This window comes from Pseudonocardia kongjuensis, assembly GCF_039526905.1.
GTDB classification, from domain to species: Bacteria; Actinomycetota; Actinomycetes; order Mycobacteriales; family Pseudonocardiaceae; genus Pseudonocardia; species Pseudonocardia kongjuensis.
In genome coordinates, this window is record NZ_BAAAJK010000009.1 from 123138 (window position 1) to 133638 (window position 10501).

A 10501-nucleotide genomic window follows, 5' to 3' on the forward strand; every position below is an offset into this window, starting at 1 on the left:
CGGGGCAAGCCCGAACCGCCGATCGGGGCGCGGACGAAGGTCACTGCGAGCGGCGGCGGCCGAACGGCCGATGTCGGTACCGTCGAACGAGTCAGTGAATGTTCAACCATTGAGAGGTATGCCACATGCGCCCGCTCCCCGCGCCCGCGTCCGACATCGCCTTGTTGATCTCCCGTATCCTGCTCGGCGTCGTGCTCGTCGCGCACGGCGTCCAGAAGCTCGGCCGCGGTGTCGGCGGTGTCTCCGAGGGCTTCTCCGGCATGGGGATCCCGCTGCCGACGCTGTCCGCGCTGTTCGTCATGACCGTCGAGACCCTCGGCGGGATCCTGCTGCTCGCCGGTGCCGCGACGACCGTCGCCGGGCTGGCGACCGTGGTCACCATGGTGGGTGCCTACCTGTTCGCGCACCTCGGGATCACCGTGTTCGTGTCCGACGGCGGCTGGGAGCTGGTCGGCGTGATCGCCGCGCTGGCCCTCGCGCTCGCCGCGACCGGCCCCGGCCGGTTCTCGGTGGACCACCTGCTGGCCGCCCGCCGCCGCGCGACCGCCGTGACCCGCGACCGGGCGGCGGCCCACCGGGCCTGACCGCGCACCCGGTCGCCGCGCGCAGCGGGCGCGGCCGGGGGACGCTGGGCCCATGCCCGAGGGACACACGGTGCACCGGCTGGCCCGCCTGCAGCGGCGTCGCTTCGCGGGCCGGCCGGTCGCCGTCAGCAGCCCGCAGGGCCGGTTCACCACCGGTGCCGGGGCGGTCGACGGCCGGGTGCTCGACGGTGTCGACGCGCACGGCAAGCACCTGTTCCAGTACTTCGGCCCGGACACCGTGGTGCACGTCCACCTCGGGCTGTGGGGCCGGTTCGGGAACCGGCGGCGGCCCGAGACGCCACCGCGCGGGCAGGTGCGGATGCGGATCGTCGGCGACAGCCACTACGCCGACCTGCGCGGTCCGGCCGCCTGCGAGCTGCTCGACGACGCCGGGGTGGCCGCGCTGCGGGCCCGGCTCGGCGAGGACCCGCTGCGCGCCGACGCGGACCCGGAGCGGGTCCGGGACCGGTTCGCCCGGTCCCGGGCACCGCTGGCCGCGCTGCTGATGGACCAGTCGGTGATCGCCGGTGTCGGCAACGTGTTCCGGGCGGAGACCCTGTTCCGCACCGGGCTCGACCCGATGACCCCGGCCCGCGAGCTCGACGACGACACGTTCGCCGCGCTCTGGGCGGACCTGTCCGCGATGCTGCGCGACGGCGAGCGGCGTGGCCGGATCGAGACGATCCTGCCCGCGCACGACGACGGCCCGCCGGAGACCCCCGCCCGCGGCCCGGTCTGCGCGAGCGTCGTCTACACCTACCGGCGCACCGGCCGGCCCTGCCTGGTCTGCGGTACGCCGATCGCGCACCGTGCCGTCCGGGCCCGGAACCTGTTCTGGTGCCCCCGCTGTCAGGCCGGGAGCACCGTGTATCCGCTGGGTGATCGGTGATCGCCCGGAGTGGTGTCCGATCTGTCCCGCTCCGGGCGATACGAGTACCGTTGGCGCATGCTGTCGGCAGGGTCCCCGCGGGCCGGCGCGGACCGTCGTCCCGTGATCAGGTGGGACGTCGTGCTGTCCGGTGTCGCCCTGGCCCTGGCCGGGATGCTGGTCGCGCTGGGCGTGTTCGGCGGGGTCTTCCTGATGGCCTTCCTGGACTACTGCCCGCCGCAGACGTGCAGCTCGTCGCGGATCCTGGTCTCGGTGGCCGGATCGCTGGTCGTCGCGGCCGCGGCCGGGATCGCCGGGCTCGCGATGACCGTGCTGCGGATCGTCGAACGACGGCTGTCCTGGCCGTTCGCGCTGGTCACCCTCATGATCGTGGCGACGGCGATCGGCTTCGGCGCGGCCGACTACACCTCGGCGATCGGCTACTGATCCCGGCGCCGGCTCACCCGTCCCGGTAGCGCTTGCGGTTGTTCCACACGACGTTGCGGTCGAAGTGCGCGCGCCGCGTCTCGGCGCTCCAGCGGCCCATGAAGAAGCCCCCGACGCCGCCGAGCAACAGCAGCAGAATCGTCGCGATGTCCATCGTCGCCCCCCTGGTCACGCCGGACGAACCCCTCGCCGTCCGGTGTGTCCATGGTGCGCCGAATTGGGAAGACCCTATCAGGATTTCGTCGATCCTGATGATCCGGAACGGGGCCTCCCGCGGAAGGCGAGCGCGACGGAGGCGGACATCACCATCATCGCCGCGACCACCCACAGCCCGGCCCGCGCGTCGCCGGTCAGATCGGCGAGCCGGCCGGTCACGAACGACCCGACGAACCGCCGATCCCGGCGGCGGCCCCGAAGCCGGTCAGGAACGCGTTCGGCAGCGAGCAGAACGGCGGGATCGCCGCGAACACCCCGATCGCGCAGACCGTCACAGAGGGCGCCGGCGATCGCCACCGCTCCCACCAGGGCCGGCACCGCGACGTGCAGCGCCCGCTCCCCGGTCCGGTCCGAGTGCCGGGCCCAGAGCACCATCGTCACCGAGGCGATCGCGTACGGCACCGCGGTGATCAGGCCGACCTCGATCAGCGTGTACTCGGTGCCGAACTGCTGCTCGAACCCGGCGATGATCTGCGGCAGGAAGAACGCGAGCACGTAGAGCCCGAACACGATGCCGAAGTACACCGCCGACAACGCGATCACCCGGGGATCGCGCAGCGCCGCGAGGATCCCGCGGTCCTGCCCGGCGGTCGCCGTGTCCTCCGCCGCGATCGTCGCCTCCAGCGCGGCGGCCCGGTCGGCGGGCAGCCAGCGCGCCGTCGCCGATGGTGATCAGCCAGGTCGACAGCGGCCCGCCGACCACCGACGACTCGTCAGTTCTTCAACCAGGCGTACGCGGTCTGCCGGGAGATCCCGAGCGCCTCGGACATCGCGCGGATCTCGCAGCCGGCGTCCCGGCCGGCCCGCAGCAGCTCGCGCTGCCGGTCCCGCAGCTCCGCCATCCGGGCCCCGGTCTCGGCCATCTCGGCGAGCAGCTCCTCCGCGGCCGCCGAGGTCCGGCGGTGCCCGGCGCCCGGCCGCGGGAACGCGCGGACCGCGGCGGCGTCCCAGACCCGGCGGCCCGCGTCGTCCGGCGCCGGCAGCGGCGCGGGCGCCTGCCCGCGGCTCACGTAGGAGTTCCAGGTCCCCACCTGCACGCCCCACTGCTCGGCGCACTCGTCGGCCGTCCACGTCGTCACGTGCGGAGTGTCCCCGATCCGGTGCGCCCACCCGAAGGGGTGGGGCCACGGTGCCGCCGTCCTTGCAACGGTGGGCACCGTCACACCGGACAGGGAGGTCCAGCATGAGCCCGACGATGCGTGCGTTCGTCATGACCGAGGTCGGCCGGACGGCGGTGGTCGAGAAGCCGATCCCGGTGCCCGGGCCGGAGGAGGCGGTCGTCCGGACGACGGCGGCCCTGATCTGCACCTCCGACGTGCACACCGTGAAGGGAGCGTTGCCGGTCGCCGACGGCGCGACGCTCGGGCACGAGGCGGTCGGCGTGGTGCACGCGCTCGGCTCGGCCGTCGAGGGATTCACCGAGGGCCAGCGGGTGGCCGTCAACGCCGTCACCCCGTGCTTCCGCTGTGACTACTGTCAACGCGGGGACACCAGCCAGTGCGGCGGCCCGCTCGGCGGGTACCGCTACACCGCGCAGATGGACGGCAACATGGCCGAGTACTTCGTCGTGCCCGCGGCGAAGGGGAACCTGGCCCCCATCCCGGACGAGCTGTCCGACGAGAAGGCCGCCTACGCCTGCGACATGCTCTCCACCGGGATCATGGGCGCGGAGAACGCGTCGATCGAGATCGGCGACACGGTGGCCGTGTTCGCGCAGGGCCCGGTCGGGCTGTGCGCGACGATCGGCGCGCACCGGCTCGGCGCCGGCCGGATCATCGCCGTGGAGTCCCGGCCGGAACGCCAGGCGCTGGCCAAGCAGTTCGGCGCCGACGACATCGTCGACTTCACCGCGGGCGACCCGGTCGAGCAGATCATGGACATGACCGGCGGGGTCGGCGTGGACGCGGCGATCGAGGCGTTCGGCTTCCCGCAGACCTTCGAGGCGTGCCTGCGGGTGACCAAGGCCGGCGGCCGGGTCTCCAACATCGGCTACCACGGGGAGAACCCGAACCCGCTGCAGCTCCCGCTGGACGCCTTCGGCCTCGGGATGAACGGCAAGTCGATCCGGACCGGGCTGTGCACCGGCGGCAACCTGCGCATGCAGCGGCTGTTCCGGCTGATGCTCTCCGACCGGGTCGATCCGACGCCGATGACCACCCACCGGTTCGGCTTCGACCGGGTCGAGGAGGCGTTCGAGCTGATGTCCTCCAAGTCCGACAACGTGATCAAACCGCTGGTCACCTTCTGAGCCTCGCCCCGCCCGCGCCGGATCCGGCCCGGTGCGGGCGGGGCGGATCCACTCCGGTCGTCGGGGTCACGGCGGCCGTCGACCTGCGTACCATCGGTGTCCGGGCAGGGACGCCCGGTGATCCTCACGGAGGTGGGGCGATGACGGCTCTGGAACCGGTCGGCCGCACGGTTCCACGCAACGTCTCCACGCGTTTCCGCGCGCCGACCCACGTGCACAACGTGATCGAACGCGAGCGGCTGCTGGACCGGCTGCGCGCCGACGGGGCGACCCGGCTGGTGGTGATCCACGCACCCGCCGGGTACGGCAAGACGACGCTGGCCGTGCAGCGGCTGCGCGAGCTGGAGGCCGGCGGCGCGCTGATCGCCTGGCTGGGTCTGCACGACGACGACAACGCCCCGCACTGGTTCCTGTCCCACCTGCTCGGCGCGGTCCGCCGGGTGCTGCCCGGCGCGGACGAGCCGCTGCGCGACCTCGCCGAGCTGATCGAGCAGAACGCCGAGGACACCCAGCGCTACGTGCTGGCCACGCTGCTGGAGCTGATCGGGGCGGTCGCCGCGCCGGTCGTCCTCACCTTCGACGACTGGCACCTGATCGACGACGCCGCGGTGCACCACGCCCTGGTGCACCTGCTCGACTTCGCCCCGCCGAACCTCTCGGTCGTGCTGACCAGCCGGCGCCGCCCCCGGCTGCCGCTGTCCCGGCTGCGGGTGCGCGGCCAGCTCGTCGAGATCGACGCCGACGCGCTGCGCTTCGACCTGGCCGAGGCCCGCGAGTTCCTGGTCGAGCTGAACGGGCTCACCCTCGACGGCGACGACGTCGCCCGGCTCTCCGCGGGCACCGACGGCTGGGTCGCCGCGCTGCAGCTGGTGTCGCTGTCGCTGCGCGACTGCGCCGACCCGGAGGCGCTGATCCGCGGCTTCTCCGGCCGGCACCACTCGGTGGGGGAGTACCTCACCGAGAACGTGCTCGACGCGCTGCCGCCGGAGATCCTCGACGCGCTGCTCGCGACCTCGGTGTGCGACCGGCTCTGCGGCGAGCTCGCCGGCGAGCTCACCGGCCGCTCCGACGGCCAGGCGGTGCTGGAGGAGCTGGAGATCCGCAACCTGTTCCTGCGGCCGCTCGACGACGAGCGCGAGTGGTTCCGCTACCACCACCTGTTCGCCGACCACCTGCGACGACGGCTGCGGCGCGACCACCCGGACCGGGTCGCCGCGCTGCACCTGCGGGCCAGCGACTGGTTCGCCCGGGCCGGGCTCGCCCCGGAGGCGGTCAGCCACGCGCTCGCCGCGGGCGAGGTCGGCCGGGCCACCGATCTCGTCGAGCAGCACGCCATGTCGTTCGTCGAGCACAGCCGGATGGTCAGCCTGCTCGGGCTGATGAACCGGCTCCCGCCGACCGCCGCCGACGACCGGCCCCGCCTGCTGATGGCGGTGGCCTGGGCGAACTGCCTGCTCCAGCGCACCACGGCGGCCCAGGCGACGCTGGACCTGCTGCGCTCGGCGCTGCCCCACGGCGACGCCGCGATGGAGATCGAGGCCGACGTCGTGCAGGCGTGCATCGACATCTACAACGACCGCACCGACCGGGCCGAGGACCTGGTCCGGCGCAGCCTCGACCGGCCCTGGGAGCACCGGCCGTGGGTGGTCGCCGTGGGGGCGAACATCCAGACCTTCTGCGACTTCCACGCCACCCGGCACGGCAGGGCCCGGGAGCGCCAGCGCTGGGCGCGCCCGTTCCACGACCGCACCACCGGCTCGTTCGCGGCCGTGTACGGGCGCTGCTTCGCCGGCATCGCCGCGCTGTCCCAGCTCGACGTCGACGCCGCCGAGGAGCACCTCACCGACGCCGTCGAGCTGGCCCGCCGCTCGGCCGGGCAGCGGTCGCACGCGGCCCGGCTGGCGGCCGCGCTGCTCGGCGAGCTGCACTACATGCGGGGCCGGATCGACGACGCCGAGCGACTCCTGGAGGAGTGCGGCGAGCTGGGCGCGGAGAGCGGCGTCGTCGAGTTCATGGCCGCCGGGTACGCGCTGCGGGCCCGGGTCCGGGCCCGGCGCGGCGCCGTCGCGGAGGCCGCCGAGCTGCTCGCCGAGGGCGCGCAGGTCGCCGAACGCCTCGGGCTGGTCCGGCTGCGGGCCGCGATCGGGGCGGAGCGCATCGTCCAGCTGCTCGACGCCGGCAAGGTCCGCGACGCCCGCCGGGTCGCCCAGGAGCTGCCGGAGGGCTCGTGCCGGCACGGCGGGATCGCCGAGGCGATCGACCGGCTGCGCACCTCGTCGCTGGCCGCGGTGCTGTCCGCGGAGTGCGACCACGACGGCGCGGTCGCGCTGCTGGAGAACCTGGTCGGGTCCGACGCCGCCCGCGGCTGCGTCCGGTCGGCGACCGTGCTGTCGGTGCAGCTCGCCGGGGTCCAGGAACGGGCCGCGCTGCGGATGGCCGCCGAACGGACGCTGGCCGGCGTGCTCGACCGGGTCGTCGCCGAGCGGGTGCCGCAGATCGTGCGCGACGGCGGCCCGGCCGTCCGGGCGGTGCTCGAACGGCTCGTCGTGCGGGCCGCGGCCGGGAACTGGCCGGTGGGGGCGGCACCGCTCCCCGAGCAGCTGGAGGCGCTGCTCGGGGAACGGGCCGCCACCGCGTCCACCGCGTCGGTCGATCTGACCGGCCGCGAGCTGGAGATCCTCCGGATGATCGACGTCGGCCGGACCAACCAGCAGGTGGCCCGGTCGCTGTCGGTCACCGTGAACACGGTGAAGTGGTACCTGAAGAACATCTACGGCAAGCTCGGCGCCGGCAACCGGACCGAGGCGGTCTCGGTCGCCCGCCGGCACGGGCTGCTCGCCTGATCCGGCGCCGCCGGCTCAGCGCCGTTCGAACGCCGGGTAGCCGTCCGCCGCCTCCTTCTCGCAGAGCTGCCGGTAGGTGCCGACCCCGCCGATGTAGGACAGCAGCCGGCGCGGCTTGCCGGGCACGTTCGAGCCCAGGTACCACGACGTCGTGTTGACCACGATGGTCGCGCCCGCGGTCTCCTCGTGGTGCGCGACCCAGGCGTCCTCGCCCTGCTCGGTCGGCTCGATCACCGACTTGCCCTCGACCCGCAGGTCCCGGATCGCCCGGGTGATCCACTCGGTCTGCTGCTGCAGGCAGGTCGTCATGTTGCACAGCGCCGCCGACGGGGCCAGCGGGACGGCGGTGGTCAGCAGGTTCGGGTAGCCGTGCTTGGCCAGGCCCATCGTCGTCCGGATGTCGCGGCCCCACTCGTCGGCCAGTGAACGGCCGTCGCGCCCGCGGATGTCGATCCGGGTGAGCGCGCCGGTGCCGGCGTCGAACCCGGTCGCCAGGATGATCACGTCCAGCTCGACGACGGTGCCGTCGGTGAGCTCGATGCCCTCGGGGCGGATCCGGGCGATCGGGTTGTCCTTGACCCCGATCAGATCGACGTTGTCCTGGCGGTAGACCTCCAGGTAGCCGTTCTCCAGCGGTACCCGGTGGGTGCCGAACCCGTAGTCGGTGGGCACCAGCACGTCGATCAGGTGCTGGTCGACCAGCCGCTCGCGCATCTTGTCGCGGACGAACTCCGACACCTCCTCCGACACCTCCTCGGAGAAGAACATCTCGCCGAAGCCGGCCAGCCACAGCTTCAGCGAGCCGTCCTGGTAGGTCTCCTCGAGGATCTCCAGCCGCTGCTCCGGCGTGCAGTCCGCCCAGGCGTGCTCGAAGTCGTACTCGAAGCCGGTGAAGGTGTGCGGGATGGTCGCCTTCAGCTCGGCGAAACGGGCCTTGTAGGCGGCCTGCTCCTCGGGCCCGTAGCGCGGGTTCTTCATCGGCAGCACGTACTGCGGGGTGCGGGCGAAGACCGTCAGGTGCCCGACGTCCGGTGCGATCGTCTGGATCACCTGGATGCCGGTCGCGCCGATCCCGACCACACCGACCCGCTTGCCCGCCACGTCGACGCCGCCGGCCGGGTACGACGAGGTGTAGACCAGCTGCCCGGCGAACGAGTCCTGGCCCTCGAACTGGTCGGTCAGCGGTGCCGACAGCATCCCGGCGCAGCTGACGAAGAACTGGGTGTCCAGCACGTGGCCCGCATCGGTGCGGACGGTCCAGCGGCCCCGGTCCTCGTCGAAGTGCGCGCTGGTGATCTTCGTGTTGAACGTGATGTCGCGGCGCAGGTCGAGCCGGTCGGCGACGTAGTGCAGCCACCGCTCGATCTCCGGCTGGCCGGGGAACTTCTCGCTCCAGCTCCAGTCGGTGTAGAGCTTCTCGTCGAACAGGTACTGGTAGATGTAGGCCTCGGAGTCGAACCGCGCGCCCGGGTAGCGGTTCCACCACCAGGTGCCGCCGACGTCGCCCGCGGCGTCGAAGGCGCGCACGTTCAGGCCCTGCTCGCGCAGCTGGTGCAGCTGGTAGAGCCCGGCGACCCCGGCGCCCAGTACCACGGCGTCGAGCTGCTCGACGCCGGTCGTGTCGGAATCGGTGGACGGTGCTGTCGTCATCGACGGTCCCTTTCCTCGTCCGGTGGATGTGTCCGTGCACACACCATGCGAGGAAGAGGGGAGGGGTGGTCCCACCCGTAGGGGTGGGAGCTTGGGGTCGGGACAGGGAGCCCGCACCCGGGCCGGCGGGGCGCCGTCCCAGACGGCGACGAGCAGGTCGGCGTCGTCGAGCACGGCCCGTCCGGCGGCGGCGTAGGCGGCCCGGTCCGCGGTGTCGAAGGGGAGCACCCGTACCTCGGTGGCGCGGGCGTGCAACCGCTCGAACTCGTCCCGGTTCCCGGGCTTGATCTTGAGTTCCCGGTAGTCGCGGGAGGGCAGCACGACGACCAGGTCGCCGCCGGTGGCGAGCACGGCGTCGGCGAACAGCTGGTCCGCGCCGCGGGCGAGGCAGGACAGCCCGACCAGCGGCGCCGGGTGCGAGGTGAGCTCCGCGAGCACGGCGTCGGCGACCAGCGGGATCGAGCCGGGGGTGAGCGTCGAGTGGCCGGTGATCCCGATGCGGGGCATGTCAGACGGTCCCTCCGGTGGGGGCGGCCAGCTCGGCGCGTACCCCGAGCAGCCGGACCGGGCGGTCCGGGTCGAGCTCGTCGAGCAGGGTCGCGGCGACGGCGGCGATCGGTCCGGCGTCCCGGCCGGGCGGATCGAGGCCCCGGCTGCGGGTGCTGGTCCGGAAGCTGCGGGTGCGGACCCGGATGCCGACGCGGACGCAGTCCCGTCCCTCCTCGGCGACGTCGTCGGCGACCCGCAACGCCAGCGTGCGCAGGGCCGCGTGCAGCTCCGCGCGGTCGGTGAGATCGGCCGGGAAGGTGGTCTCCCGGCTGCGCGAGCGCGGCACCCACGGCCCGGTGTCCAGCTCGGTGCGCCCCATCCCGCGGCCGAGCGAGACGAGGTACGGGCCGCGCCGCGGCCCCAGCTCGGCGGCGACGTCGCCGGGGCGGGACTCGGCGAGCCGGGTGACCGTCGTGATGCCCAGCCCGGCCAGCGTGCGGCCGGTGGCCCGGCCGATCCCGGGCAGCGCCTCCGGCGGCTCGGCGCCGAGCGTGCCGAACCAGTTCGCCGCGGTCAGCTCGTGCACGCCGGCCGGTTTCGCGTAGCCGGTCGCGGTCTTCGCCCGCAGCGTGTTGTCGCCGATCCCGACCGCGCAGGACAGTCCGGTGCCGGCCACCGTCTCCCGGATCCGCTGCGCGAGCGCCCGGGGATCGCCGTCGGTGCCGACGAACGCCTCGTCCCAGCCGATCACCTCGACCGGCTCGCCGAGCCCGCGCAGCAGCCGCATCACCTCGTCGGACACCCGCTGGTAGTACGCCGTGTCCGACGGGAGGAACACCGCGTCCGGGCAGCGCCGGCGGGCCGCCGCCATCGGCATGCCGGACCGCACGCCGAACGCGCGCGCCTCGTACGACGCGGTCGCGACGACGGTCCGCGCGTCGGGACCGCCGTGCCCGCCGACGACCACCGGGCGTCCGGCGAGCTCGGGCCGGCGCAGCACCTCCGCCGCGGCCAGGAACTGGTCGAGATCGGCGTGCAGGATCCACCGGCTCATCTCACATCCCGGAGACCTCGCCGTAGGCGACGACGGACAGGAAGCGGATGGGGAGCTCGAGCAGTTCGCGGGGGCCGTGGGTGCCTTCGCCGTCGAGTTGCA

Annotated in this window: 10 protein-coding genes; 5 read left to right on the top strand and 5 right to left on the bottom strand. The window is 73.6% G+C overall.

From position 1 onward, the window contains the following. Window positions 1-125: 125 nt before the first annotated feature. The 3 genes from ABD160_RS13985 to ABD160_RS13995 all read left to right on the top strand — a co-directional run bounded on the left by ABD160_RS13985 (window position 126) and on the right by ABD160_RS13995 (window position 1899). On the top strand, window positions 126-584 hold the full coding sequence (locus ABD160_RS13985) for a DoxX family protein (RefSeq protein WP_344022331.1): 459 nt from the start codon (window positions 126-128) through the stop codon (window positions 582-584). A 52-nt stretch (window positions 585-636) separates the two neighbouring features. Then, on the top strand, window positions 637-1473 hold the full coding sequence (locus tag ABD160_RS13990) for an Fpg/Nei family DNA glycosylase (protein WP_344022333.1): 837 nt from the start codon (window positions 637-639) through the stop codon (window positions 1471-1473). A gap of 102 nt (window positions 1474-1575) precedes the next feature. Further along, entirely contained in the window at window positions 1576-1899 is a 324-nt protein-coding gene (locus ABD160_RS13995) for a hypothetical protein (RefSeq protein ID WP_344022335.1), read from the top strand. A gap of 13 nt (window positions 1900-1912) precedes the next feature. On the opposite strand, the gene ABD160_RS14000 is transcribed toward ABD160_RS13995, so the two are convergent. The 3 genes from ABD160_RS14000 to ABD160_RS14010 form a co-directional block, all read right to left on the bottom strand. Then, window positions 1913-2071, bottom strand: coding sequence for a hypothetical protein (locus tag ABD160_RS14000; protein ID WP_344022337.1), 159 nt, complete (start codon window positions 2069-2071; stop codon window positions 1913-1915). Window positions 2072-2130: 59 nt separating this feature from the next. Continuing rightward, entirely contained in the window at window positions 2131-2658 is a 528-nt protein-coding gene (locus tag ABD160_RS14005; protein WP_344022339.1) for an MFS transporter, read from the bottom strand. A gap of 170 nt (window positions 2659-2828) precedes the next feature. Then, window positions 2829-3194 (bottom strand): hypothetical protein, encoded by a 366-nt coding sequence (locus ABD160_RS14010; RefSeq protein ID WP_344022341.1) that lies wholly within the window; start codon window positions 3192-3194, stop codon window positions 2829-2831. Window positions 3195-3298: 104 nt separating this feature from the next. On the opposite strand from ABD160_RS14010, the gene ABD160_RS14015 reads away from it, so the two are divergent. After that, window positions 3299-4363, top strand: coding sequence for an NAD(P)-dependent alcohol dehydrogenase (locus ABD160_RS14015; protein WP_344022343.1), 1065 nt, complete (start codon window positions 3299-3301; stop codon window positions 4361-4363). Between the two features lie 140 nt (window positions 4364-4503). After that, on the top strand, window positions 4504-7206 hold the full coding sequence (locus ABD160_RS14020; RefSeq protein ID WP_344022345.1) for a winged helix-turn-helix domain-containing protein: 2703 nt from the start codon (window positions 4504-4506) through the stop codon (window positions 7204-7206). 15 nt (window positions 7207-7221) lie between these two features. Here the strand turns inward: ABD160_RS14020 and ABD160_RS14025 are convergent, their stop codons facing one another. Together ABD160_RS14025 and ABD160_RS14030 are read right to left on the bottom strand one after the other, a co-directional pair. After that, window positions 7222-9363, bottom strand: a complete 2142-nt coding sequence (locus tag ABD160_RS14025) for a flavin-containing monooxygenase (protein ID WP_344022347.1) — start codon at window positions 9361-9363, stop codon at window positions 7222-7224. Between the two features lies 1 nt (window position 9364). Then, a complete protein-coding gene (locus tag ABD160_RS14030) occupies window positions 9365-10399 on the bottom strand; it encodes a DNA polymerase IV (RefSeq protein ID WP_344022349.1) in 1035 nt (344 codons plus the stop codon). Window positions 10400-10501 lie beyond the last annotated feature (102 nt).